Below are 24549 nucleotides of genomic sequence, written 5' to 3'. Positions count from 1 at the left end.
TCCCGCAGCGGTGCGGGGGCCGCCGGGGCGGGAGCGGTCACCTGCGCGTCCCGGCGGCGAGCAGCCGGTTGGCCTCTTCCTGGGCCCTGCGCACGGCCGTCCGGGCATCCTGCTCGCCCTGGATGGCCCGCTGCACCTCCCGCACCACCGCGTCGCCGACCTGGTTGGTCCACTGGACGGGGGTGTTGGCGTCGAGGTCCGCCGTCTTCAGCTGCTCCGCGCCGATGGCCCGGGCCAGGGTCTCGGCGTCCTGGCCGTCGCCCCGGTCGGCGAAGCGGGGGTCGGCCAGGCCCTTGGCGTTGGAGGGGTAGATGGTGGCGTTCCTGGAGAACTCCACCTGGTTGGGGCCGTTGGTGACCCATTTGGCGAACTCGGCCGCGGCGTCCGGATGCCTGGTGTCCTTGCGGATGCCGAGGGACTGGGCGTAGATCCCGATGTGGCCGAGCGTGCCGGTGACGGCGCCCGCGACGCCGGTGCGTGCGTAGACCTGCGGGGCGTTCTGCCTGATGTCGCGGACGAAGCCCGGGGAGCCGGGGCCGAAGACGAGTTTGCCGGCGCCGTAGAGCTGGTTGATGTCGTCGGCCTTCAGGAGGGACTCCCTGGGCATGGCGCCCTTGGCGTAGAGGTCCTTCATCCGTTCGACCCAGGCGACGGCCCGGTCCGTGTCGAAGGTGAAGCGGTCCCGCCCGGCGTTCAGCAGGGGGACGCCCATCTTCTGCCAGTCGCCCGGCAGCCGGCCCTTGGGGTCGGCCATGAACGCGGCGTACTGTCCGCCGGAGCGGGCGGCGATCCGCTCCGCGTAGTCGAAGAACTGCTCGACGGTGGTGGGCGGCCGGTCCGGGTCCAGGCCGGCCTTGGCGAGGAGGTCCTTGTTGTAGGTGAGGATCTCGGGGGTGACGTACCAGGGGTAGGCGTACACGCCGTCGCCCTTCCCCGGCAGCTTGAACTGCTCCCAGGCTCCCGGGACGTACTCCGCGGCGACCGCGCCGTCGAGCCGCGCCACGTCGGCGAGCATGCCGCGGTCCCCGAGGAGCTGGAAGGAGTCGGTGGAGAGGTTGACCACGTCCGGCAGGGCCCCGGCCTGGGCGTCGGCGACGAGCTTCTCGTTGTAGCCGTCGCCGGGCACGTCCTCCCACTTCACCTTCACCGCGGGGTGCTCGGCCTCGAAGGCGTCGATGACGCCCTGGACGTAGGCGGTGAACTTCGGTTTGAGCTGGAGGGTGCGGAAGGTGATGGCGCCGGACACCTCGCCGGTTCTGCGGGCCTCCTCGGCACCGGCGCCGCCTCCGCTCAGGCCGCATCCGGACGCGGCCAGGAGGCCCGCGGCCACCAGCGTGGCGAGGGCCGTGCGGGTCAGGGGGGAACGAGTCATCGTCGCCGCCTTCGGGGGAGTTTCCGGCTTCACTGCCGGAGGGCGGTGCCCACGCTGACCCCGGGGCGGAGGGCCGTCAACGAGGCCCCCGCCCCGGTGGCCTGAAGCGGTGCGTCCCCCGCGGCGTACGGGCGGGCGCCCGGCCCGGGTCCCGGCCGGCGTGCCCGCCCGCCGCAAAAACCTTTGCGCGGCGGGCGGGCGGGCGCCTAGGTTGACGGCCTACCACGACGTGTAGCTCAGCAGCAGAGCGCCGGGCTTCCTACCCGGAGGGCGCAGGGGCGGAACCTGCCACGTCGGCCATGGACGCACACGCTGACAAGCAGCCTCCCATCCCGTCCCGGACCGGCCCCGCGCCCGTCCCCGGACCCACCGCGACGACCACCGCCGGCCCCGCGCCGGTGGCCGTATCCGTGTCCCCGTCGTACGCGGCGGAGCGGCTGGCCCGCGCCCTGCGGACCTCGCGGACCCACGGCGACACCGCCACCCGCGAACGCGCCGAGTCCCGCGCCCGCAAGTGGCAGAGCGTCCTGGCGGGCATCGCGGACGGCTCCCTGGCCATCGGCTCCCGCACCCCCGTCGCCGCGCTCCCCGCCTGGGCCACCCCCGAGGTGGTCACCGGCGGCTTCGCCACCGGCGCCGCCTCGGCCGGCGGGCCGCTGCTGCCGTACGAGGAGGAGGCCGCCCGGCTGGCCGGCGTACCGGCGGACCGTGCGGAGCTGTTCGCGCACTTCCTCACCGAGGACGGGCTGGCGTACCTGTGGTCGCTGCTCGACAGCGGCCGCTACGAGGTGCGCGTGCCCGAGGAGGCGGCGCTCGCGACCGTGGCGTGGCTGGTGCGCGCCGGGGACTTCGACGCCGCCGCCGAACTCGTCACGGTGCTGCGGCCCTTCGCCGGCCGACTGCGCTTCTCCCCGCGCCCCGCCGACCGCCCCGCCCCCGGCGTGGACTGCGTGCACCGCCGCACCGTCGGCGAGGCCTCGGCGGCGCTGGCCCGGCGCGGACCCAACACGGCCGTGGAGACCCAGCGGGAGGCGCTGGCCGTGTGGCGCCCCTTCGAGGACGAGCTGCTCGCGCACCGGCTCCTGGCCCACGGCCGCGCGCCCGGCCCGGACTGGCACGCCCGGGGCGCCGCACTGCTGGCGCGCTACCGCACGCTGGCCGCCGCGCACACCCTGTGCACCAAGCACCTGGACCCGAAGTCGAACGCCGCGATCCTGCGCCGGGCCCTGGAGGAGGAGGTCGCCGGCCGCGCGCCCGCGCCCCGGCTCGCCGGGCTGCTGCGGGTCGCCGTCGAGTCGATGCTGGCCAAGCGCGGCGCGCCCGGCTCCCCCGGGCACGCCCGGCTCCGGGCCGTCCAGGCCCGCCAGGCGGCGCTGCCCTCGCACCACGCGCTGGCCAACCTGGTGCTGCGCCGGATCGCCGGGCTCGACCAGCGCGCCGGGACCCCGGACACGGACACCCCGGTGGCTCCGGTGAGCGCCGAGGAGGCCCGCGAGAGCGGCCTGCCCGCCGGTGCGCGGGTGCCGGCGGCCGTGGCGGGCACCGTCCGGGCGGCGCTGAGCGCCCCGCTGGAGGTGCTGGTGGAGCGCGGGGTGGTGCCGTCGGCGGAGGTGCTGGCCGAGCTGGTGCCGCAGCTCGTCGCGGCCGTCACCGCCGAGCGGTACGCGGACGGGCCGCTGCGGAACCTGATGGCGGCGACGTACCGCGCCTTCCGGGGCCGCCGCTCGCTGCTCCTGCTGAACCTGGAGTCCCAGGTGCGGATCGAGGAACTCCCCTGGCTGCGGGCGGTCTCCGGCCACCTGCGCGCCGACGGGGCCGACACCGGGCCGGCCGCGGAGGCGCTGCGCCGGCTCGGCGGGCTGGCGGTGCACGCCTTCCCCGGCACGGTGCTGCCCAACCCGCTGGTGCGCGAGCTGGGCCAGCTGGCCCGGCAGGCGGAACTGGGCGCGCCGTTCACGGAGGAGCTGGCCGCCGACATCTTCATGGGCACCTTCGGTCCGAAGTTCCTCGTCGCGGCCCGCGTCGCCGGAGAGCTGCTGGAGGAGAGCCTGTACGCGCGCTACTACGGCATCGACTACGCGGCGGTGCGCCGGATGGCGGTGTCCCAGGCCGCCGAGTCGGCGCGCAGCGGCCGTCCGGCGCGCACCGCACCGGAGTTCGCGGCGCTGTGCGCGGAGCGGGCGGGCGGGGGCCGGGCCTGGTCGGTCGCGGCGAACGGCAAGGTGATCGAGCAGGCCCAGGTCCTGACCACGCACAACCTCGCCACCCTGGTCGGGCGGGCCGGGGTCACCGTGCCGGGCGGCTGGGGCCGGCCCGCCCGGGAGTGCTTCGAGACCGTGTGCCGGCTGGTGGCCCGGGTGGAGGGGAACCCGCGGCCGCTGCCCGCGATCAAGGACGCGGCGTACGCGTGGCGGCAGATGCTGTTCCACCTGTCGCTGTGCGGTCCGCGCGAGCGGGCTTCGGTACTGGCCTGGATCGAGGCGGAGTCGGCGCTGCGCCCGGCGCACGTGCGGGCCCGGCTGGCCCCCGCGCTGGCGGGGCTGCGCCTGGTGGCCCGGGGCGGCTCCTTCGGCGCGGACGGCACGGGCGAGGGCGGCCGGGCGCGCCGACTGCTGGGCTGGAGCACGGACGGCCACTGGATGCGGATGCCCTAGCCGGGCGGAAACGGGCGGTCCCGGCCGGGGTGCAGGGCCCGGCGGGAGCGGGCCCGGCCGGGCGGCCCCGGCCCCGGCCGACGCGGCGCTCCGTAGGGGGGCGCCCCCTCTGGCGATGGCCCCCCGCCCGTACGGGCAGGGGACGTTCGGCGTGCTCACGCGCGGGGTCGATAACACGCGGGACGGGCGGACACCAGGGGTTCTTCGGCGTCCGACCCGAACGGATCATGGATTTTGCCTTGATCAACGCAATGTGATGCATTGATCACCCACCGCATTCATCCGCTCCGTGAAGGAACCTCCATGCGCACGGTCCGCGAGTCGGCCCTCGACGTCCTGCGAGCCCGCGGGATGACCACGGTCTTCGGCAATCCCGGCTCCACCGAACTGCCCATGCTCAAGCAGTTCCCCGACGACTTCCGCTACGTACTGGGGCTCCAGGAGGCCGTGGTCGTCGGGATGGCCGACGGCTTCGCCCTCGCCTCCGGCACCACCGGCCTGGTCAACCTGCACACCGGCCCGGGCACGGGCAACGCGATGGGCGCCATCCTCAACGCGCGCGCCAACCGCACCCCCATGGTGGTCACCGCCGGCCAGCAGGTCCGCGCCATGCTCACCATGGAGGCCCTGCTCACCAACCCGCAGTCCACCCTGCTGCCGCAGCCCGCCGTCAAGTGGGCCTACGAGCCCCCGCGCGCGGCGGACGTCGCCCCCGCCCTGGCCCGGGCCGTGCAGATCGCCGAAACCCCGCCGCAGGGGCCGGTGTTCGTCTCCCTGCCGATGGACGACTTCGACGTCGTCCTCGGCGAGGACGAGGACCGGGCCGCCCTGCGGACCGCGTCCCGCACCGTGACGCACGCCGCCGCGCCGGACCCCGCGGTGGTCCGGCGGCTCGCCGCCCGCCTGGCCGGCGCCCGCAGCGCCGTCCTCGTCGCCGGCAACGACGTGGACGCCTCGGGGGCCTGGGACGCCGTCGTGGAACTGGCCGAACGCACCGGCCTGCCCGTCTGGTCGGCGCCCACCGAGGGCCGGGTCTCCTTCCCCAAGTCCCACCCCCAGTACCGGGGCACGCTGCCCCCGGCCATCGCGCCGCTCTCCCGCTGCCTGGAGGGGCACGACCTGGTCCTGGTGATCGGCGCCCCCGTGTTCTGCTACTACCCCTACGTCCCCGGCGCCCATCTGCCCGAGGGCACCGAGCTGGTGCACCTGACCCGGGACGCGGAGGAAGCGGCCCGCGCGCCCGTCGGGGACGCGGTCGTCGCCGACCTCGCCCTGACGGTGCGGGCCCTGCTGGCGGAGCTGCCCGCGCGGGAGGCCGCCGCCCCGGCCGCGCGGATCGCGCGGGCCGAGTCCGCCGCCGAGGTGGACGGGGTGCTCACCCCGCTCGCCGCGATGACGGCCATCGCCCAGGGGGCCCCGGCGAACACCCTCTGGGTCAACGAGTCCCCGTCCAACCTGGGGCAGTTCCACGACGCCACCCGGATCGACACCCCCGGCTCGTTCCTCTTCACGGCGGGCGGCGGGCTCGGCTTCGGCCTGGCCGCGGCCGTGGGCGCCCAGCTCGGCGCACCCGGCCGGCCCGTGGTCTGCGTCATCGGCGACGGCTCCACCCACTACGCCGTGCAGGCGCTGTGGACCGCGGCCGCGTACAAGGTCCCGGTCACCTTCGTCGTCCTGAGCAACCAGCGCTACGCGATCCTCCAGTGGTTCGCCGAGGTGGAACGCGCCCAGGGCGCCCCCGGCCTCGACATCCCAGGCCTGGACATCGCGGCCGTCGCCACCGGCTACGGGGTCCGCGCCCACCGCGCGACCGGCTTCGGCGAACTGACCAAGCTCGTCCGGGAGTCGGCCCTCCAGCAGGACGGCCCGGTGCTGATCGACGTACCGGTCACCACCGAACTGCCCACCCTGTAGGCCCCAGCCCCACCGCCGTCGCTCCACCCCCGTCGCCCCACCGCACCGCCCCGGAAGGCCGGCATGCCCCTCACCAGCGACACCACCTCCCTGCTCCTCGAACGGCTCCGCTCCGCGCTCCCCGCGCAGGCCCTGCTCACCGACCCGGCGCAACGCGCCGCCCACGCCCGGGACTCCGCCCCCTTCTCCGAGTGCGGCACCCCGGCCGTGGTCGCCGTCCCCCGCACGGCCGAGCAGGTCGAGCACGTCATGCGCACCGCGTACGCACTGGACGTCCCCGTCGTCCCGCAGGGCGCCCGCACCGGCCTGGCCGGCGCCGCCAACGCCGTCGACGGCTGCGTGGTGCTGTCCACCGCCGGGATGGACCGGATCCTGTCCGTCGACCCCGCCAACCGGCTGGTGCGCTGCGAGCCCGGGGTCACCACCCGGCGCCTCGCGGAAGCGGTGGCCGAGCACGGGCTGACGTACCCGCCGGACCCGGCCTCCTGGGACCGCTGCACCATCGGCGGGAACATCGCCACCGGCGCGGGCGGCATCTGCTGCGTGAAGTACGGGGTGACCGCCGACTACGTCCTCGGACTGGACCTCGTCCTGCCGGACGGGCGGCGGATGCGCACCGGCCGGGACACCGCCAAGGGCGTCGCCGGGTACGACCTGACGCGCCTGATCGTCGGCTCCGAGGGGACCCTGGCGGTGGTGGTCGGCGCCACCCTCGCGCTGCGGCCCGCCCGGCCGCCGGCGCTGTCGCTGCTGGCCCAGTTCCCGACCCTGACCGCCGCCGGGGACGCCGTCGCCGCCATCACCGCGGCCGGGCACACCCCGTCCGCGCTCGAACTCCTCGACCGGGCCACGACGCGGGCCGTCGTGGACCTCGGCACCCACCCGCTGCTGCGCCCCGGCAGCGCCGCCACCCTGATCGTCGAGAGCGACGGCGCCGACCCCTCCTCGGAGCTGTCCGCGATGGAGATCCTCTGCAAGGAGGCCGGCGCCGAGCACATCGCCACGTCCGCCACCGCGGAGGAGGCGTACGAGATCATCGAGGCGCGTCGGCTGGTCAGCCCCGCCCTCGCCGCGTACATGGCCTCCCGGGGCGGGCGGCTCACCGCGTTCATCGAGGACGTCGCCGTGCCGAGGAGCGCGCTGCCCGTGCTGGTCGGGCGGATCGAGGAGATCGCCGGGCGGTACGGCCTGCGGGTCTTCACCCTCGGCCACGCCGGCGACGGCAACCTGCACCCCACGGTCGTCTTCGACGAGTCCGACCCGGACGAGGTCCGCCGCGCCCGCGAGGCGTACGACGCCATCATGGCGGCCGGCCTCGAACTGGGCGGCACCACCACCGGGGAGCACGGCATCGGCACCCTGAAGCGGGAGTGGCTGGAGCGCGAGCTGGGACCGGTCTCGCTGGAGCTCCAGCGCGGCCTCAAGCGGCTCTTCGACCCCAAGAACCTCCTCAACCCCGGCAAGGTGGTCGCGGCATGACCCAGTCCACCGAGGCCCCGGACACCACCCGGGGCGGCGCGTCCGGGCTGCCGCCCGTCCGGGCCGGCCTGGCGGAGACCGTCCGCTTCGTCGCCACGCACACCCTGCCCGTCTTCGTACGCGGCGTCGCCAACCCGCGCTTCCCGGTCATGGCGCTGTACTCCCGCGTCAACCAGCCCGCCTGGTCCAACGCCACGCTGCGCGCGATGCGGGCCCGGCACCGGGGCGCGCCGGTGATGGTGCGCGCGCTCTCCGGAGAGATGCTCGTCCTGTTCGACCAGGGCGACGTCCGGCGGTTCTTCGAGGAGCCGGTGTCGGTCCTCGCGATGGACGCCGACGACAAGTACGCCAGCCTGTCCGTCTTCGAACCGACGGGGGTGATCTGCTCGCACGGCCCGGTCCGCGAGGACCGGCGCCGGGTCAACGACCACGCCCTCGCCGCCGACCGGCCGGTGCACCCCTCCTGTACGGAGTTCGGGGCCGTGGTCGAGGAGGAGTGCCGGCGGCTCACCTCCCGCTCCGTCGTCGACTTCCCGCTGCTGTGGAAGACGCTGACCCGCATCTCCCGGCGGGTGGTCCTCGGCGACCAGGCCTCCGACGACCAGGAGCTGTCCGACTGGCTCGCCACCCTGCGCGGCCAGGCCAACTGGATGGGCCGCAGCAAGCCGGAGGCCGCGAAGGCCCTCTACTCCAGGATCGAGGCCCGCATCGCCCGGTACGCGGCCGACGCGCCCGCCCACACCCTGGCCGCCCGCGCCCTGGCCGAGCCCTGCCCGGAGGGCACCGACCCGCTCGGCCAGACCCACCACTGGCTGCTCGGCATCGACCTCGCCGCGCCCGTCGTCGCCCGCACCCTGCTGCTGCTCGCCCACCACCCGGCCGAACAGGACGCCGCCCACGCCGAGGCGGCCGGCCGCGTCCCCGGGCTGCCGAGGCTGCGGGCCTGCCTGGAGGAGTCGGTGCGGCTGTACCCGATCGTGCCCGACCTCGTACGGGTCACCCGCCGCGAGACCGAGTGGGGCGGGGTGCGCTACCCGGCCGGCACCAACGTGCTGGTGCCGATGGGCTTCCACCAGCGCGACCCCGAGCGGGTCGACGGCGGGAACCTGTTCGCGCCGGGCCGCTGGCTGGCCCCGGACGCGCACCGGGACACCCGGGTGGCCCCGTTCAGCCACGGCGGCGCCCGCTGCCCGGGCGAGTACGTCGCCCTGCTGCTGACCTCCCTGGTCTGCGCCGAGGTGCTGCGCGGCCACCGCCTCACCGGGGCCCGTCCGGTGCTCGACCCGGGGCGCCCGCTGCCGGGGATCCTCGACACGGCCGGCATCCGGCTGCGCCTCGGCCGGGTGTAGGAGGGAGGCCGCCATGACCGAAGCCAACGGTGCCCGGGCGTCCGTGACCCAGCCCGACATCGCCTCCCTGCACCACGTCTGCCGCGAGCTGGCCGAAGCGGCCGACGCGGTCCGCGACGCCGCCCGGTACGCCTCCCGCGTCGCCCTCGGCGCCCGGCTGCCGCTGGCGGCGGCCGGGCGGCGCCGGGCCCGCGCCGCGCAGCGCGCGCTGCTGCGGACCCTGATGGACCCGAAGGGCCTGGGCTGGGCCCCGCAGGGCAGTTCCCCGCTCGCCGGGGCGCTCTGGCTGGCCGGGGTGCTGACCAGCCGGGAGAGCCTCGCGGTCAGCCTCGCCGTCACCGGCCTCAAGGCCAGGATCCGGGCGGCGGCCGTCCGCCACCCGGAGCTGCTCGACAACCCGACCACCTCGCGGGTGCTGCGCGCCATCGACGAGGACCGCCAGACCGAGGCGGTACGGCTGTTCCGGGGCCTGCTGACGGAGAAGGGCGCCGAGTACGCCCTCGCCCTGCTGGCGCCGTCCTTCACGGACATCATGGCCTGGAACGCGCTGACCGACGAGAACCCCTTCAACGACACCGCCGGCTGGCAGATCGCCACCGGCCGGCCGTTGACCTCCGAGTACCTCGCCGGCATCGGCAACTCGGTGTGGGCGCTCCTCAACCGGGGCCCCGGCCGGGCGGAGCCGCACACGCCCTCGGCCGCACTGCTGGGCAGCATCGACGACTCCGGAACGATCGTCGGCTACGTCCGCAACATCGACCGGATCGGCACGCGCGGGCTGCTGCTCGTCCAGCAGGTCGCCGGGCCGGACGGGGAACACCGTTACGTCGTCCAACTGGCCGGGATGGGGCCGTGCTTCAACCAGGAGAGTCCGCAGGACCTGCTGGGCAGCCTCAACGCGGTGGGCGCCATCGACACCACCTACACCCGTGCGGTGGTCCGGGCCCTGCGCCGGCTCGTGCCCTCCGGTGCGCAGGTGGCGCTGGTCGGGCACAGCCAGGGCGGGATCACCGCGATGAACCTGGCGGCGAGCCGGGACTTCAACGCGCTGTACACCGTGACGCACGTGGTCGCGATCGGTTCGCCCATCGACCACAAGCGGGCCGCCGATCCGCGCACCCGGGTGGTCTCCCTCGTCAACGAGCACGACATCGTACCGAGCCTGGAGGGCCGCTCGACGGTCTCGCCCATCGAACTCCCCAAGGAGTTCACGGAGTTCACCTGGACCGACGACACGCAGGCCTTCCCGCTGTGCCATGCCGCGGAGCGGTACGCGCACAACCTGGAGCACGACGTCCCGCACGCGCGCACGCACGTCGACTCCGAACTCGCCGCCTTCCGCGGCCGGGTCACCGGCACGCACCTCTTCACCCTCCACGACCGCTGAGGACCCCGCATGACCGACACCGACGCGCACACTCCCCCGACGGACGCGGCGCCGGCCGCGCCGGAGCTGCCGGCCCAGGCCTCCCACCGGCACCAGCCGCCGCCCGCGCCGCAGCGGCCGTACGGCCCGCCCGGACTGCTGGAGCGGCTGGAGTCGGCGGCCTTCGCCCGCGTCAACCGGACCCGCGAGTGGTACGAACTGCCCGCCCCGCTCGGCCTGCTGAACCTGGCCGTGATCCGGGAGGACCTGCGCCGCCACAACCTGCACGACACCTTCGGCGCGGGCGGCGAACGCGACCGGCGGCCCACCGGGCACCTCGCGCCGTACCGCTCGTACGACGGCTCCGGCTACGACCCGTACGACGAGGACATGGGCCGGGTGGGCACCCGTCTGGACCGCAACACCCCGCTGCACATGGCGTATCCGGACGAGGACGAGGCGCTGATGACGCCCAGTCCCCGCGAGGTGAGCCGGCAGCTGCTGGCCCGGCGCGGCTTCGTCCCCGCGCCCTCCCTGAACCTGCTGGCCGCCGCCTGGATCCAGTTCCAGAACCACGGCTGGGCCAACCACGGGGACAACGAGGAGGCCGAGCCGTTCACCGTCCCGCTCGCCGCCGACGACGACTGGGCCGAGCAGGGCGGCGGCTGCCCGATGCGGGTGAACCGCACCCGCCCCGACCCGGTCGCGCACACCACCCCGGACGTCCCGCCGACGTACGAGAACACCGTCAGCCACTGGTGGGACGGCTCGCAGATCTACGGGTCGGACGAGGCCCGCTGCCGCTCGCTGCGGACCGGGGAGCACGGCCGGCTGATCGTCGACGGCGGCCGGCTGCCCGCCGATCCGCGGCCCGGAATGGACTGCCTGGACGCCACGGGCATGAACAGCGACTACTGGACCGGCCTGTCGCTGCTGCACACCCTCTTCGCCAAGGAGCACAACTCCGTCTGCGACCTGATCCGTTCGCACCACCCCACCTGGGACGACGAGCGGATCTTCCACACGGCGCGGCTGGTGAACACCGCGCTCATGGCGAAGATCCACACGGTGGAGTGGACCCCGGGCATCCTCGACCACCCCGTGGTGCACCGGGCGATGCGCGCCAACTGGGACGGGCTGCTGCCGCGCTGGGTCACCAGGACCTTCGGGCGGATCGGCGGCGAGGTCCTCAGCGGCTCCCGGGGTTCGGGCACCGACCACCACGCCGCGCCGTTCTCCATGACGGAGGAGTTCGTCTCGGCGTACCGGCTGCACCCGCTGATCCCCGACGAGATCACCGTCCGGGACCACCGGCGCGGTACGCCGCGCGAGACCGTCGGCTTCGACGACATGCAGGGGGCGACCACGCGCACCGCGGTCGACGCGTACGGGATGAGCGACCTGTTCTACACCTTCGGCGTCTCGAACCCGGGGGCGCTGGTCCTGCACAACCACCCGGACGCGCTGCGCAACCTGAAGCGGCTGTCCGGCGAGCACATCGACCTCGGCACGGTCGACGTCCTGCGCGACCGGGAGCGGGGCATCCCCCGCTACAACGCCCAGCGGCGGATGCTGCGCAAGCGGCCCGTCACCTCCTTCGAGGAGCTCACCGGCGGGCACCCGGGGGACACCCCGCTGCTGCGGGAGCTGTACGACGGCCGGCTCGACCGGGTCGACACCCTGGTCGGGAACCTGGCCGAGCCCCGGCCGGCCGGCTTCGGGTTCAGCGACACCCTGTTCCGGGTGTTCGCCCTGATGGCCACCCGCCGCATCAAGAGCGACCGGTTCTTCACCACGGACTACCGGCCGGAGGTGTACACCCCCGAGGGGCTGCGCTGGATCGACCGGAACTCGATGGTCACGGTCCTCCTGCGGCACCACCCCGAGCTGGCCCCGGCGCTGGCCGGAGTGACCAACGCCTTCGCCCCCTGGAAGGAGCGGTCGTGAGCGGACACCCCGCCGACGGACTGCGCAGCCACGCCGCGGCCCTGCGCGAGCGGGCGGACCGGCTGCGCGGCGCCTGTGCCGGCCTGGACTGGCGGGGCCCGCAGGCCGACGCCTTCCGGGCGCGGGTCGAGGAGCTGGCCCAGCGGTGCGCCACGGCCGCGGACGGGCTGTCGCGCTCGGCGGCCCGGCTGGACGGCCGGGGGTAGCCCGGGGCGGGGTGGGGCCCGGTCCCGGTGCTACTTCATGCGGTACTGGGCCTTCTCCGCGAGCTTGCCGTCCTTGAAGCAGAGGCGGAACACGTCCTCGGTCTGACCGTCGGCGGCGGAGAGGTACCAGGCGCAGACGCTGCCGGCGGGCTCGGCGGGGCCGCCTTCCTTGAGGGCGTCCTTGACGAAGGTGTCGCCCGAGGGGAGCTTCGCGCGGACCTCGCTCTCGGCGTCGCCGACCTTGACCGCCTCGTAGACCTTCGGGTCGAGCAGGGTCTTGTCGGCTATGTCCAGGACCTTGGCCGCCCCGAAGAACAGCGCCACGAGGAGCCCTGCCCCCAGCACCAGCGCGATACCGCACCCGATGAGACAACCCTTGCGCTGAGCCATGGCCCCGTTCCTCCGTGCCCTCGACGTCGCGGTGCGGTCCGCACCTTGCAGCCGGAGCCTCGCAGGGGCGCGGGGGCCGGTGCCGTACTCGAAAGTCTCGGGCCGGGGCGACGATCGTCGTTCAGAGGTCGCGGGGGTCGGTGTTGGCCCCGCACAGGACGACCGCGACCCGCTCGCCCAGCGGCTCCGGGGCGGTGCGCAGGGCCGCCAGGGCGGTGGCGGCGCCGGCCTCGACGACGATCCGGTGCTCGTCCCAGAGCGCCCTGCGGGCGGCCGTGATCGCCCCGTCGGGGACGAGCACCGACACGGCGTTCGCGTGCCGGGCGGCGGCCAGGGCGTCCGCCGAGACGCGGGAGGCGCCGAGGGAGTCGGCGGCTACGGAGGCCACCGGGACGTCGACGGGCTCGCCCGCCTCCAGGGCGGCGTTCAGGGCCCGGCAGTGCTCGGGCTCGGCGGCGACCACGCGGACGCCGTGCTCGCGGGCGGCGGTGGCGACGCCGGCGAACAGCCCGCCGCCGCCGACCGCGACGACGACGGTGTCCAGGCCGGGCAGGGCGGCCCGCACCTCGTCGAGCAGGGTCCCGGCGCCGGCCGCGACGAGCGGGTGGTCGTAGGCGTGGCTGCTCAGGGCGCCGCTGGCGACGGCGAACTCCCGGCAGGCGGCGAGGGCTTGGGCATACCGGTCGCCGACGAGCCGTACGTCGGCCCCGTAGCCGCGCAGCCGGTCGACCTTGACGCGCGGGGCGTTGGCGGGGAGGAACACGGTGGCGGGGATGCCGTGGGCGCGGGCCGCCCAGGCGCAGGCCAGGCCGGCGTTGCCGCCGGAGGCGATGGTGACGCCGGCGGCCGGGAGGCGGCCCGCCTCGCGGTGCGCGGCGAGGAAGTTGTGCGCGCCGCGCGCCTTGAAGGAGCCGGTGTGCTGGAGGTACTCCAGGGCATACCAGACGCCCTCAGAGGCGGGCACGACCGCGGCGGGGCGGACCGCGCCCGCGGTACGGGCGGCGGCGGCGCGGACGGCGGCGTAGTCGAGCTGCTGTTCCATGGTGGGTCTGCCTTTCGCGGGGTCAGGACACGTGCGGGGTCAGGACACGTGCCGTCAGGACACGTGCCGTCAGGACACGTGCCGTCAGGACACGTGCCGTCAGGACACGTGCGGGGTCAGGACGCGGCCCGCGGGCCCGTGGGCCGGGCCGCCTCGATGAGCTGGCGCAGGGCGCCGTGGTAGACCTCGTGGTCGGTCAGCGGGGGCAGTACCTCGGCCAGCGCGCCGGTGAGGACCGGGAACCCGTCCGGGTCGAGCGCGGCGATGGCGGCCCGGGAGGCGGCGGTGGCCCCGGCCGGGTCGCGGTGGTCGACGAAGGCGGCGCTGCCCAGGGTGAGCAGGTACATCCGCCGGTAGGCGGTCATGGCCTCGGCCGGGGTCATCCCGGCGGCGACGCCGTCGGCGAGCGCGGGCTCGACGAGGCGGGCCAGCAGCTGTCGGCCGAGCCAGGGGCGCCCGCCGCGCAGGACGAGCAGTCCGGGGTGGGCGGTGAGCAGCCGGTAGAGGGCGCCGAAGCGCATCTCGCAGGCTTCGGCCCAGCCGGTGCCGGCGGGGACTTCGGGGAGCTGTCCGGCGAGGTGGTCGGTGCACAGGTCCAGCAGGCCGGCGAGGTCGGTGCAGCGGCGCTGGACGGTGGCGTGGGAGACGCCGAGCCGTTCGGCCAGGGCCCGGAAACTGAGCGCCCCGGGCCCTTCCTCGTCGAGGATGCGCAGGGCGGTGACGGCGATGGCCGGCGGGGTCGCGCGGTCCAGGGCGGGTGATCTCCTCGGCATGAGATACAGCGTATCAGCCGCCGTAACATACGGCGTGGGCATTCCGCGCCCCCCATCCCGCCCGCCACGGACGTGTGACATCGACCGCGGCCAAATTGCTGGTCATTGAGCCATAACCACCGACTCCCGTTGACAGCGCGTGACCGCACCGCTGCACTGAGGCACGAACATCCACCGGTACTCCCCCACGCCAAGGAGGCCCCGTGCCGCCTCGCCCGCGCGCCGCGCTCCCCTGTCTCACCGCGGCCGCCCTGCTCGCCCTCGCGCTCGTCCCCGCCCCCGCGGCGGCCGAGCCGACCGCGACCTGGGACACCCCGCTGGCCCTCACCCCGCCCATGGGGTGGAACAACTGGGCGCACTACATGTGCGACATCGACGAGGCCAAGGTGGTCGCCAACGCCGACGCCCTGGTCTCCAGCGGTCTCGCCGCCAAGGGCTACGACACGGTGACCGTGGACGACTGCTGGATGCTCAAGGAGCGCGACGCGCAGGGGAACCTGGTCACCGACCCCGTCAAGTTCCCGCACGGCATGGCCTGGCTCGGCGAGTACCTGCACGCCAAGGGGCTGAAGTTCGGCATCTACGAGGACGCCGGCTCCCTCACCTGCGAGCGGTACCCGGGCAGCGGCTCCCCCGACGGCGGCGGCCCGGACCACTACGCCCGCGACGCGCGGCTGTTCGCGTCCTGGAAGGTGGACTACGTCAAGATGGACGGCTGCAACCTGTGGGTGCCGCCCGGGAAGACGAAGGAGCAGGCCTACCGGGACGCCTACAACTCCGTCGCCCGGGGGCTGCGCGACAGCGGCCGCCCGATGGTCCTGTCCGCCTCCGCGCCCGCCTACTTCCAGCAGGGCGAATGGGGCGGCTCCGACTGGCACAGGGTCCTCGACTGGGTCGGCGAGACGGGCCAGTTGTGGCGCGAGGGCCGGGACATCAAGGTGTACGCCCCGAACGCCCCCGCCACCTCCCGCTGGAGCTCGGTGCTCGGCAACTACGGCTACAACCGCTGGCTCGGCCGGTACGCGGGCCCCGGCAACTGGAACGACCCCGACTTCCTGATCGCGGGCGCCCCGGGCCTCACGGACGCGGAGAGCCGCAGCCAGGTCGGGCTGTGGGCGATGATGGCGGCCCCCTTCATCCTGTCCTCCGACGTGTCGGCCCTCACCCCGGGCGGGCTCGCCGCGCTGGGCAACACCCGCCTGATCGGGCTCGACCAGGACCCGCTGGGCCGGCAGGGCGCCGTGGTCTCCTCCAACGCCACCTTCGAGGTACTGGCCCGGCCGCTCGCCAACGGCGACCGCGCGGTGGCCGTGCTCAACCGCTCCGGCAGCGCCCGGGACGTCTCCGTACCGCTGGCCGACATCGGGCTGCCGGCCGCGTGCGTGGCGGACGCCGAGGACCTGTGGACCGGGCGCCGCACCGAGGTGGTGGACGCGCTGACGGGGCGGCTCGCCGCCCACGACACGGCCGTGTGGCGGCTCACCCCGCGCGGCTGCGCCGAGGCCGTGCCCACCGGGCAGATCAACGGGCTCGGGGCCAAGTGCGCCGACGGGGCCAGCACCAGCGGGGTCGGCTCGGTGGTCCTCGGCACCTGCACCGCCGGGGCCGACCAGCGGTGGACCCTGGGCGGCGGCGGCCGGCTGAAGCTGGCCGGCGCGTGCCTGACGGCCCGTGCGGGCGGCCTGGTGGAGCTGGCGGACTGCGCCCCGGGCCGGCAGGCGGGCCAGAGCTGGAGCCACCGGCGCGACGGGACCCTGGTCGAGGAGACCGGCGGGCAGTGCCTCACCGCCCCGGCGGCACCCGCGACCCCCGACGCCCCGGCCGAGCGGCTGCGGCTGACGGCCTGCGGCGACCACCAGGTGGACCAGGCCTGGTCCCTCCCGGTCTAGGCCGCCTCCGGCCGACGGCGGCCCGGCGCCCTCACACTTCCGGGGGAACCGGCGCCGGGCGGGCCCCCGCCCGGCGGGGGTGGCGGGTTCACTGGCCCGGGGCGGAGCCGGAACGATTCGGCGGCCGCCCCTTCCCGACGCGGGCCACGAGGCGACAGGAGTGCACCCACATGTCCGAGACCGCGCACGAGCGCACCCAGCCCCCCGCGCCCCCCGCCGGCATCACCGACGGCGTCGTGGAGCTGCGCAAACGGCGCCCGGCCGGTCCCGGCCCCGAGGGGCGTGCCGGCGGCGGGGGCTGCGGCTGCGAGGCGGCGCGGGCGCAGCCGCCGGGAGCGGCGCGCCCGTGAGGGCCGCGGGGCTACCGTGACAGGGCGGAGGTGGCTCCGGATGACCCGAGTACGGGGGGACCGAGGAACGCGCCTGGCGGGCGCCGCCGCCGGCCTGGCCGCGGCGTTCGCCGGCCTGGCCGTCGCGGAGCTCGCGGCGGCGTTCGTACGCCCCGAGGCGGCCCCGCTCACGGCGGTCGGCGGGGCCGTGGTGGACCGTACTCCGGCGGCCGTCAAGGAGTGGGCCGTCCGGGCCTTCGGCACCGCCGACAAGCCCGTCCTGACGCTGGGGACGGTACTGCTGCTGGCGGTGCTCGCCGCCCTGGCCGGGATCCTCGCACCGCACCGTCCCCGCGCGGGCTGCGCGCTCGCCGCCTCGGTGGGGCTCCTCGGGGCGGTGGCGGCCCTGGGCCGGCCGGGGGCGGGCTGGCGGGACGCGCTGCCGTCGCTCGCGGGCGGCGCGGTGGCCGCCGGGGTGCTGTACGTGCTGGCCGCGGCCCTGCGCCGGCCCCGTACCGCGGCCGGCCGTTCCGGCGGCACCTGGCCGCTGGACCGGCGGGCCTTCGGCCGGCTGCTGGCGGCCACCGTGGCCGCCTCCGCCGCGGCCGGGTACGCCGGCCGGCGCCTCGGCGCCCACGGCGCGGCCGGGGCCACCGCCTCCCGGGCCGGCCTGGTCCTGCCGCCGCCCGCCGTCCCCGCGCCGCCGGTACCCGCCGGGGCGGACCTGCGCCTGCCGGGCCTGGGGCCGTTCCTCACCCCCGCCGGGGACTTCTACCGCGTGGACACCGCCCTGGTGGTGCCCCGGGTCGATGCGGACGCGTGGCGGCTGGACATCCGCGGGGAGGGCGTCGCCAGACCCCTGACGCTGTCCCTGCCGGAGCTGCTCGCCCGGCCGCTCGTCGAGCACGACATCACCCTGTGCTGCGTCTCCAACGAGGTCGGCGGCCCCTACGTCGGCAACGCCCGCTGGCTCGGCGTACGCCTCGCCGACCTGCTGCGCGAGGCCGGGGTGCGGCCGCCGTCGCGGGGCGGGCCGGCCGACCAGCTGGTGGCCCGGTCGGTGGACGGGATGACGACCGGCACCCCCGTCGAGGCGGTGATGGACGGCCGGGAGGCGCTGCTGGCCGTCGGGATGAACGGGGCGCCGCTGCCGTTCGCGCACGGATTCCCCGTCCGGATGGTCGTCCCGGGCCTCTACGGGTACGTCTCCGCGTGCAAGTGGCTGCGCGAGCTGCGGCTGACCAGGTTCGACGCGTACGACGCGTACTGGGTGCGCCGCTCGTGGGCGCGGGAGGCGCCGGTCAAGACCCAGTCGCGGATCGACACCCCGCGCCCCCTCTCGCGGCACCCGGCCGGCCCGGTCGCGGTGGCGGGGGTGGCGTGGGCGCAGCACCGGGGGATCTCCCGGGTCGAGGTGCGGGCCGACGGCGGGCCCTGGCGGGACGCCCGGCTCGGGGCGGCCGACGGGGTGGACACCTGGCGGCAGTGGGTGTGGCGGTGGGAGGCGCCGCCCGGGCGCCACACCCTGGAGGTCCGGGCCACCGACGGCCGGGGCGGGGTCCAGCCGGAGCGGCGTACCGGGACCCTGCCCGACGGGGCGACCGGTTGGCACTCCGTCACGGTGGACGTGCGCGCGTAGCGCGGCGGGACCGGGCGGGGTGGGGGGACGCGCTGGGCCGGCTGAGCACGGAGCTGTCCGCGCCGGCCGCCCGTTAGGCCGTCTCCTGGGCCTGGGCCGTGTCCTTGGGATCAGGCCAGGCGGACCGGGAGGGTCTCGACGCTGTTGCCGATGAAGCTGCGCTGGTGGGGGAGTTCCGCCTCGGGGACGGCGAGGTCGAGGCCGGGGAAACGGGTGAAGAGCCGTTCCAGTGCGATGGTGGCCTCCAGCCGGGCGAGCGGGGCTCCGACGCAGTAGTGCGCGCCGTGCCCGAAGGAGAGGTTGCGGCCGGCGCCGGGCCTGGTGACGTCGAACCGGTCCGCGTCGGGCCCGTGGACGGCGCCGTCGCGGCCGGCCGCCGTGTAGCCGGCCAGCACGGGGGTGCCCTTCGGGATGACGGTGCCGCCGAGGGGCAGGTCGCGGGTGGGGTAGCGGAAGGGGAACCAGCTGACGGGCCCGTCCCAGCGCAGGGTCTCGTCGACCACGTCCGACCAGCTCGCCTTGCCCTCGAGGACCAGGGCGAGCTGGTCGCGGTGGGTGCACAGGGCGCGGACGGCGTTGCTGATCAGGTTGAGGGTGGTCTCGTGGCCGGCGACGAGCATCAGCCTCATGGTGCCGATGAGTTCGGCCTCGCTGAGCCGGTCGCCGTCGTCGTCGCGGGCGGCGATCAGGGCGCTGGTGAGGTCCTCGCCGGGGGCGGCGCGGCGGGCGGCGGCGATGGTGGCGATCAGCTCGACGAGTTCCCGTACGGCGGCCATGACCTCGGCGGGCGGGACGTCGGTGGAGATGATGACGGTGTTGGAGAGGTGGTGCAGCCTGCCGCGGTGCTCGGGGTCCACGCCGAGCAGTTCGCAGATGACGCTCATCGGCAGCGGCAGCGCGAAGTGCGTGCGCAGGTCGGCGGTCCCGTCGGCGGAGTCCCCGGCGGCGCGGGCGAGGCCGTCGAGGAGTTCGTCGGCCAGGTCCCGCACGCGCGGGCGCAGCCGTTCCACCTGGCGGGCGGTGAAGGCGTTGCCGACGAGGGAGCGCAGGCGGCGGTGGTCGGCGTCGTCGGCGGTGTGCATGCCCTGGGCGTTGGCGAAGACCCGCAGCGGCCAGTCGGCGGGCACGGTGCCGTCGTGCAGGCCGGGGAAGTGGCGGGCGTCCTTGGCCACATCGGGGTGGGACAGGAACTCCTTCAGCTCCTCGTGCCCGAGGACGACCGCGCCGGGTATGCCTCCCGGGAGGACCACCTCGGCCACCGGGCCGCGGGCGCGCAGCCGGGCGTTGAGGGCGTGGGGGCAGCCGCCGGCGGGGTCGATGACGTGGGCCTGGGGGTGCGCGGGGGCGCGGTCGGGTGTCAAGCGGGCTCTCCTGAGGCTGGCCGGATGGGCGGATCCCGGCCAACAGTGCGGCCTGAAGGGCGTGTTCGACAAGCCCGCCCGCCTCGTTTCCCGGTCCCCGGACCCCGCCGGGGGCGCTAGCGCCGGGTCGGCTGCGGACGCCGGAACAGGGCCGTCCAGAGGAAGGGTTCGCCGAAGAGCGGTGACGCGGCGTCCTCGTCGCGCATCCGGCGCAGTTCGGCCTCCTCCAGGCCCGAGAAGATCAGGCGCAGCGACTCGGGGGTGTAGGCGAGGCCGCCGCCGAGGCTGCCCTGCCGGTAGAGCTCGGCGTCGGGGAGTTCGCTGCCCATGGCGCCGGAGGCGAAGCAGGTGAGGGCGAAGTGGCCGCCCGGGGCGAGGACGCGGTCCAGCAGGGCCAGGTAGCTGACGCGCCGGTGGGGCGGCAGGTGGTGGAAGCAACCGGAGTCGTACACCAGGTCGTAGGGGCCGCCCAGTTCGGCGGTGGTCAGCCGGAAGGCGTCGCCGCGGTGGAAGCGGACGCCGGTGGCGCCGGTGGCGCGGGCGCGCTCCTCGGCCCAGGCGACGGCCGTCGGCGACAGGTCGACGGCGTCGACCTCGAAGCCGAGGGAGGCGAGGTGGAGGGCGTTGCGTCCGGGTCCGCAGCCGAGGTCGAGGGCGCGGCCGGGGCGGATCAGGCCCCTTTCCGCGTACGAGACGAGGTTCTCGTCGGGCTTCGCCACGAAGAAGGGCACGGGCTTGGAGCGGTCGGCGTAGAAGCCGTCCCACCAGGAGGCGCCGTCGTCGGTCCAGCGGTCGGCGTCCCGGGTGAACAGCCCGTCGAGGAGGTCCAGTACGTCTTCCGTCGAGCGTATGGCGCGGTCCATCAACTCCCTTTCGGTCAGGGGGAGATCATAGCCCGGCAGGGGTACGTCATCCCAGGTCGGAAGCGGTGCGGGAGGGGTGCGGGCGGGTGCGTGGCGGTCTGCGGCGGGCGGAGCCTCCCCGCCCGTCCCGACCGGGGCGCGCGGCCGCCACGGGGCCCTCCGAGGGCCGCCCAGGGGCCTCTGCGGCGGGGGCCGGGGCTGCTTTGTGAACGGATTCCGGGGGAGACGCGCCGGGGTGTACGCATGATGCGTACACTGTTCGCATCGGGTTAGGCTGAGAACATGTCCTCTTCAGAGCAGCAGACCCTCGCGCCGGTGCCCTCCGTGTGGACCAGGCCGCGGCGACGGAAGGAACAGCCCGCGCTCAGCCAGGAGCAGATCGTCGCGGCCGCGGTGCGACTCCTGGACGCCGAGGGCATCGAGGCGCTCAGCATGCGCAAGCTCGGCGCGGAGATGGGCACCGCCGCGACCTCGCTCTACCGGCACGTGGCCAACAAGGACGAGCTGATCGAGCTGGTGGTGGACGAGGTCTACGGCGAGCTGGAGCTGCCCGCGGCCGACGGCGCGGGGGAGAAGTGGCGCGAGGCCCTCGCGCAGTGCGGCCACAGCCTGCGGGCGATGGTGCTGCGCCACCCCTGGGTGGCCTCGGTCCTCGGGCAGGTCGGGCTGGCGCACCTGGGGCCGAACCTGATCCGGATGTCGGAACGGCTGCTGGGCCTGTCCGTGTCGGCGGGCTTCCCGGCGGGCGAGGCGGACCTCGCGGTGAAGGCCGTCATCTCCTACGTCATCGGCGCCACCACCAGCGAGGCCTCCTACCTCTCGCTCCTCGCCCGCAGCGGGAAGACCGAGACGGAGTGGCTGGAGTCGCTGCTGCCCGCCGCCGAGGCCGCCCTGGAGGACCACCCCGTGGTGAAGGACCACGCGTACTCCCGGCACAACCAGGACCCGGCGCGACTGCGGGACGAGAACTTCGACTACGGGCTCCAGCGGGTCCTCGACGGCCTCGCGGTCCGGCTCGCCCGGGACTGACGCGGGAGGCCGGCCGGTCCGGGACGCGGGGAGCGGTCCGGTCCGGGACGCCCGGCGACCCGGGTCAGCCGCGGCCGGCCCCGGGCTGCGGGAAGGTCAGCTCGCGGTCCTCGCCGAGCGGGGCGAAGTGCCGGTCCACCGAGGCCTGGCGGACCTGGAAGAGGGCGGCCGGGGACCAGCGCGGACGGCGGTCCTTGTCGATCACCTGGGCCCGGATGCCCTCGACCAGGTCGGGCGTCGACAGCGCGGCGGCGGAGACCCGGTACTCCTGCTCCAGCACCCGCTCCAGCGAGTCCAGTTCGCGGGCGCGGCGCAGCGCGGCGAGGGTGACCTTGAGGGAGGTCGGCGACTTGGCGTGCAGGAGCCGGGAGGCCTCCCGCGCGGCCGCCAGGCCCGACTCCAGCAGCCGCTGGTGGATCTCCTCCACGGTGTCGGCGGCGTAGCAGTGATCGATCCACTCCCGGTCGGCGGCGAGCGGGGCCTCGGGGGTGGTGGCGTCGCCGAACTTGGGCAGCACCTCGGCCACGGGTGCCCTGGTGAGCTCCCAGGTGAACTCCTCCAGCCAGCCGGAGGGCAGGTAGTGGTCGGCGAGTCCGCACAGCAGGGCGTCGCCCGCGCCGACGGCCGTGCCGGTGAGGGCCAGGTGGGTGCCGAGCTCGCCCGGGGCGCGGGAGAGCAGGTAGGTGCCGCCGACGTCGGGGACGAAGCCGATCCCGGTCTCGGGCATGGCCACCCGGGACCGCTCGGTGACGACGCGGACGCCGCCGTGGGCCGAGAGCCCGACGCCGCCGCCCATCACGATCCCGTCCATGAGGGCCACGTACGGCTTGGGGTAGCGGGCGATGCGGGCGTTGAGCCGGTACTCGTCCCGCCAGAAATCGAGGGAGCCGGTGGTGCCCGCCTTCGCGTCGGCGTGGATGGCCCGGATGTCCCCGCCCGCGCACAGGCCGCGCTCCCCGGCGCCGCGCAGGAGTACCTGGCTCACGGCGGGATCACCCTCCCAGGCCGCAAGGGCTTCCCCGATCCGCAGCACCATGGTGTGGGTGAGGGCGTTGAGGGCGTGGGGGCGATTGAGGGTGATCAGCCCCGTACAGCCGTCGGTCTCGATCAGAACGGTGTCGTCGGTCACGTCCGTCAGTATGTCTCCTCCCCCGCCCCATGAAGATCGTTTCTGGTGGACTTGTCAAGTCTGACCGGATTCGGGGTGAACCAGGTCTGTACCAGAGGTTTGGGGAACGAGGGGGCACAGCACCCGGCCGCGGCTCAGTCGCGGGGGCGGGCCCGGTGTTCGCGCCAGGCGGCGAGCGCCTGGTCACGGGCGCCGTCCGGGTGGCGGGCGTGCCAGTCGCGCAGGAACCGGTTGAACTCGAACTGGGCGCCGACCTCCTGGGGTTCGGCCGCGCGCTGCCGCGTGGCGTGCCAGTGGGCGACGGCCTCGGCGAGGGTGCGGCCCGCGCCCTGGGATACGTACTCCCGCATGAAGGCGTCGAAGTGGAAACCCGGTCCGATCTCGCGGAGGAAGAACTCCCGGAGCACCTGGCTGCACCGCTGGCCTTCGGGGATCACGCTGGCCGGGCCGACGGGCGCCTTCAGCTGGCGCCCGCCCCGCCGGGCGGCCGGGGCGGGGGCCGGGAGGGCGCGGCCGTCCAGCGCGGCGGCGAGCCGTTCCGTGAGCGCGGCCTTGCCGCCGCCCGTGGAGACGCCCGTCCGCCGGGCGAGCCCGGTCAGCTCCTCCAGCGTCCAGTACCAGCGCAGCAGCTCGGCCCCGGACAGCTCCGGGGTGGGCTCGGGCCGGCTCTCCCCCACGTGATTCGCACTCATGTTCCCATCCTAGGGGGGCGACGACGGCGACACGGCCGCCCCGCCGCAGGACACGCGTGCAACCGCGCCCGCCCTTTCCTACGGTCGTCCCCATGACCTCCCCCTCCCCCGCCTCCGCTCCGGTCCTCGACACCGGCACCGCGCTCGTGCTCGTCGACCTCCAGCGGGGCATCCTCGCCCTGCCCACCGCCCGCCCCGGCGAGGAGATCCTGCGCAACGGCATCGCGCTCGCCGAGGCCTTCCGGGCGCACGGACTGCCGGTCGTCCTGGTGAACGTCGCCTGGTCGCCCGACGGCGGCGACCTGCCGACCACCGACGTCGACCGCCCCGGCCCCGCCACCGCCCCGCCGGCCGCCTTCTCCGAGATCCCGGCCGAACTGGCCGCGCTGGGGGACGTGACCGTCACCAAACGCCACTGGGGCGCCTTCACCGGCACCGAGCTGGACCTCCAGCTGCGCCGGCGCGGGATCCACCGGATCGTCCTTGCGGGCATCTCGACGAGCATCGGCGTGGAGTCCACCGCCCGGGCCGCCTGGGAGCACAGCTACGGCCTGGTCTTCGCCGAGGACGCGACCGCCGACGTGGACGCCGACTCGCACGCCCACACCTTCGGCAAGATCTTCCCCCGGATCGGCCGGGTCAGCACCACCCGCGAGATCATCGCGGTTCTGGACACGCTCCACTGAGGGTGCCCGGGCACGCCACTTCCACCCAGACGCACTTGCCGGCGGCCCCGGGCCGCGTGCCCCAGGCCCGGGCCAGCCGGTCCACGATCATCAGCCCGTGCCCACCCGGCCGGCTGGGGTCCCTCCCGTCCCCCGACGGCACGGGCGGCGCCGGGTTGGAGTCGGTGACCTCGATCCGCAGCCGGTCGTCCGCACAGTCCAGGACCAGGACCCCGGGCCCGCCGCCGTGCAGGCAGGCGTTGGCCACCACCTCGGAAACCAGCAGCAGGACGTCCTCCACCGCCTCCCGCGCCGCCGGAGTCCGCACCGGCAGCCAATGCCAGGCGGTCAGCGCCCGCCGGGTGAAGTCACGGCTGCGCAGGACGGGGTCGGCCATCCCCTCGAGAACCAGGAGCCAGTTGCGCTCGGCCGGGCCACGCTGCTCCACAGCTCTCGCCCCC

Annotated in this window: 21 protein-coding genes and 1 tRNA gene; 13 read left to right on the top strand and 9 right to left on the bottom strand. The window is 75.4% G+C overall.

The features are described from left to right. Window positions 1-37 precede the first annotated feature (37 nt). Window positions 38-1372 carry a sugar ABC transporter substrate-binding protein gene (locus D1J60_RS30255; protein WP_241253447.1) on the bottom strand — a complete coding sequence of 445 codons (1335 nt, stop codon included), beginning with the start codon at window positions 1370-1372 and terminating at the stop codon, window positions 38-40. A gap of 225 nt (window positions 1373-1597) precedes the next feature. Here D1J60_RS30255 and D1J60_RS30250 point away from each other — a divergent pair. From D1J60_RS30250 to D1J60_RS30215, 8 genes are all read left to right on the top strand, one after another. Then, window positions 1598-1672, top strand: a tRNA-Gly gene (locus tag D1J60_RS30250). Continuing rightward, entirely contained in the window at window positions 1672-4026 is a 2355-nt protein-coding gene (locus D1J60_RS30245) for a hypothetical protein (protein ID WP_241253446.1), read from the top strand. Before D1J60_RS30250 ends, D1J60_RS30245 begins: the two co-directional genes overlap by 1 nt. A gap of 303 nt (window positions 4027-4329) precedes the next feature. After that, entirely contained in the window at window positions 4330-5940 is a 1611-nt protein-coding gene (gene mdlC / locus D1J60_RS30240; protein ID WP_125823253.1) for a benzoylformate decarboxylase, read from the top strand. Window positions 5941-6003: 63 nt separating this feature from the next. Beyond that, window positions 6004-7419, top strand: a complete 1416-nt coding sequence (locus D1J60_RS30235; RefSeq protein ID WP_125823252.1) for an FAD-linked oxidase C-terminal domain-containing protein — start codon at window positions 6004-6006, stop codon at window positions 7417-7419. Further along, on the top strand, window positions 7416-8768 hold the full coding sequence (locus D1J60_RS30230; protein ID WP_125823251.1) for a cytochrome P450: 1353 nt from the start codon (window positions 7416-7418) through the stop codon (window positions 8766-8768). The genes D1J60_RS30235 and D1J60_RS30230 overlap by 4 nt, the downstream gene beginning before the upstream one ends. Window positions 8769-8781: 13 nt before the next feature. Further along, window positions 8782-10155, top strand: a complete 1374-nt coding sequence (locus D1J60_RS30225) for an alpha/beta fold hydrolase (RefSeq protein WP_125823250.1) — start codon at window positions 8782-8784, stop codon at window positions 10153-10155. A 9-nt stretch (window positions 10156-10164) separates the two neighbouring features. Beyond that, complete coding sequence (locus D1J60_RS30220) at window positions 10165-12081, top strand: peroxidase family protein (RefSeq protein ID WP_125823249.1); 1917 nt, start codon at window positions 10165-10167, stop codon at window positions 12079-12081. After that, complete coding sequence (locus tag D1J60_RS30215; protein ID WP_125823248.1) at window positions 12078-12287, top strand: hypothetical protein; 210 nt, start codon at window positions 12078-12080, stop codon at window positions 12285-12287. The genes D1J60_RS30220 and D1J60_RS30215 overlap by 4 nt, the downstream gene beginning before the upstream one ends. A gap of 30 nt (window positions 12288-12317) precedes the next feature. On the opposite strand, the gene D1J60_RS30210 is transcribed toward D1J60_RS30215, so the two are convergent. From D1J60_RS30210 to D1J60_RS30200, 3 genes are all read right to left on the bottom strand, one after another. Next, a complete protein-coding gene (locus D1J60_RS30210; RefSeq protein WP_125823247.1) occupies window positions 12318-12677 on the bottom strand; it encodes a hypothetical protein in 360 nt (119 codons plus the stop codon). Window positions 12678-12798: 121 nt separating this feature from the next. Next, a complete protein-coding gene (locus tag D1J60_RS30205; RefSeq protein ID WP_125823246.1) occupies window positions 12799-13719 on the bottom strand; it encodes a serine/threonine dehydratase in 921 nt (306 codons plus the stop codon). A gap of 116 nt (window positions 13720-13835) precedes the next feature. Then, window positions 13836-14492, bottom strand: a complete 657-nt coding sequence (locus D1J60_RS30200) for an AsnC family protein (RefSeq protein WP_164720998.1) — start codon at window positions 14490-14492, stop codon at window positions 13836-13838. A 203-nt stretch (window positions 14493-14695) separates the two neighbouring features. Between D1J60_RS30200 and D1J60_RS30195 the strand changes: the two genes are divergently transcribed. The 3 genes from D1J60_RS30195 to D1J60_RS30185 all read left to right on the top strand — a co-directional run bounded on the left by D1J60_RS30195 (window position 14696) and on the right by D1J60_RS30185 (window position 18349). Beyond that, window positions 14696-16381, top strand: a complete 1686-nt coding sequence (locus D1J60_RS30195; RefSeq protein WP_241253445.1) for a ricin-type beta-trefoil lectin domain protein — start codon at window positions 14696-14698, stop codon at window positions 16379-16381. A gap of 170 nt (window positions 16382-16551) precedes the next feature. Beyond that, window positions 16552-16731 (top strand): hypothetical protein, encoded by a 180-nt coding sequence (locus D1J60_RS30190; protein WP_125823244.1) that lies wholly within the window; start codon window positions 16552-16554, stop codon window positions 16729-16731. Window positions 16732-16771: 40 nt separating this feature from the next. Next, on the top strand, window positions 16772-18349 hold the full coding sequence (locus D1J60_RS30185; RefSeq protein WP_125823243.1) for a molybdopterin-dependent oxidoreductase: 1578 nt from the start codon (window positions 16772-16774) through the stop codon (window positions 18347-18349). 110 nt (window positions 18350-18459) lie between these two features. Here the strand turns inward: D1J60_RS30185 and D1J60_RS30180 are convergent, their stop codons facing one another. Next, entirely contained in the window at window positions 18460-19710 is a 1251-nt protein-coding gene (locus tag D1J60_RS30180) for a cytochrome P450 (protein ID WP_125823242.1), read from the bottom strand. A gap of 116 nt (window positions 19711-19826) precedes the next feature. Beyond that, complete coding sequence (locus tag D1J60_RS30175) at window positions 19827-20573, bottom strand: class I SAM-dependent methyltransferase (RefSeq protein ID WP_125823241.1); 747 nt, start codon at window positions 20571-20573, stop codon at window positions 19827-19829. Window positions 20574-20855: 282 nt separating this feature from the next. Between D1J60_RS30175 and D1J60_RS30170 the strand changes: the two genes are divergently transcribed. Further along, on the top strand, window positions 20856-21602 hold the full coding sequence (locus D1J60_RS30170) for a TetR/AcrR family transcriptional regulator (RefSeq protein ID WP_125597396.1): 747 nt from the start codon (window positions 20856-20858) through the stop codon (window positions 21600-21602). A 64-nt stretch (window positions 21603-21666) separates the two neighbouring features. Here D1J60_RS30170 and D1J60_RS30165 read toward each other — a convergent pair whose 3' ends face one another. Then, entirely contained in the window at window positions 21667-22740 is a 1074-nt protein-coding gene (locus D1J60_RS30165; protein ID WP_125823240.1) for an enoyl-CoA hydratase/isomerase family protein, read from the bottom strand. A 125-nt stretch (window positions 22741-22865) separates the two neighbouring features. Continuing rightward, window positions 22866-23423, bottom strand: a complete 558-nt coding sequence (locus D1J60_RS30160) for a DUF6434 domain-containing protein (RefSeq protein WP_125823239.1) — start codon at window positions 23421-23423, stop codon at window positions 22866-22868. A gap of 92 nt (window positions 23424-23515) precedes the next feature. Between D1J60_RS30160 and D1J60_RS30155 the strand changes: the two genes are divergently transcribed. Further along, entirely contained in the window at window positions 23516-24109 is a 594-nt protein-coding gene (locus D1J60_RS30155) for a hydrolase (RefSeq protein WP_125823238.1), read from the top strand. On the opposite strand, the gene D1J60_RS30150 is transcribed toward D1J60_RS30155, so the two are convergent. Continuing rightward, window positions 24081-24536: an ATP-binding protein gene (locus D1J60_RS30150; protein ID WP_206436597.1), complete on the bottom strand. Its 456-nt coding sequence runs from the start codon at window positions 24534-24536 to the stop codon at window positions 24081-24083. The two genes, D1J60_RS30155 and D1J60_RS30150, sit on opposite strands and share 29 nt — an antisense overlap. Between the last annotated feature and the right edge of the window lie 13 nt (window positions 24537-24549).

The sequence above is a fragment of the Streptomyces sp. W1SF4 genome (assembly GCF_003950035.1).
GTDB lineage: Bacteria > Actinomycetota > Actinomycetes > Streptomycetales > Streptomycetaceae > Streptomyces > Streptomyces racemochromogenes.
This window is presented reverse-complemented; position numbering and strand designations above follow the sequence as displayed.